Genomic DNA, 926 nt, shown 5'->3' on the forward strand with positions numbered 1-926 from the left:
GTGAGGATGGAGAGTTCATGCTCCCCCTGACCGACGGACTTCTTAAGATGATGAACTTCAACAATGTTTTCCGCTGGCATTTGCCCTTCCTGTTCCTGGTCCTGTTAACCTTCCGTGCCGCCGCAGCGGACACGTTATTGATTCTGGGTGATAGCCTGAGCGCCGGGTATCGAATGTCTGCCAGCGCGGCCTGGCCTGCCTTGTTGAATGATAAGTGGCAGAGTAAAACGTCGGTAGTTAATGCCAGCATCAGCGGCGACACCTCGCAACAAGGACTGGCGCGCCTTCCGGCTCTGCTGAAACAGCATCAGCCGCGTTGGGTGCTGGTTGAACTGGGCGGCAATGACGGTTTGCGTGGTTTTCAGCCACAGCAAACCGAGCAAACGCTGCGCCAGATTTTGCAGGATGTCAAAGCCGCCAACGCTGAACCATTGTTAATGCAAATACGTCTGCCTGCAAACTATGGTCGCCGTTATAATGAAGCCTTTAGCGCCATTTACCCCAAACTCGCCAAAGAGTTTGATGTTCCGCTGCTGCCCTTTTTTATGGAAGAGGTCTACCTCAAGCCACAATGGATGCAGGATGACGGTATTCATCCCAACCGCGACGCCCAGCCGTTTATTGCCGACTGGATGGCGAAGCAGTTGCAGCCTTTAGTAAATCATGACTCATAAAGCAACGGAGATCCTGACAGGTAAAGTTATGCAAAAATCGGTCTTAATTACCGGATGTTCCAGTGGAATTGGCCTGGAAAGCGCGCTCGAATTAAAACGCCAGGGTTTTCATGTGCTGGCAGGTTGCCGGAAACCGGATGATGTTGAGCGCATGAACAGCATGGGATTTACCGGCGTGTTGATCGATCTGGATTCACCAGAAAGTGTTGATCGCGCAGCCGACGAGGTGATCGCCCTGACCGATAATTGTCT

Annotated in this window: 1 protein-coding gene and 1 pseudogene; both read left to right on the forward strand. The window is 52.3% G+C overall.

The genetic code is table 11. From position 1 onward, the window contains the following. Nucleotides 1-674: multifunctional acyl-CoA thioesterase I/protease I/lysophospholipase L1 (gene tesA / locus CUS_RS05345; RefSeq protein WP_347494000.1), on the forward strand; the 674-nt coding region annotated here is incomplete at its 5' end. Beyond that, nucleotides 664-926, forward strand: a pseudogene (gene ybbO, locus CUS_RS05350) (NADP(+)-dependent aldehyde reductase); the annotation flags it as partial. The gene tesA and the pseudogene ybbO, both read left to right, overlap by 11 nt.

Source organism: Hominimerdicola alba 8 (genome assembly GCF_000178155.2).
In the GTDB taxonomy this organism is placed as follows: domain Bacteria; phylum Bacillota; class Clostridia; order Oscillospirales; family Ruminococcaceae; genus Hominimerdicola; species Hominimerdicola alba_C.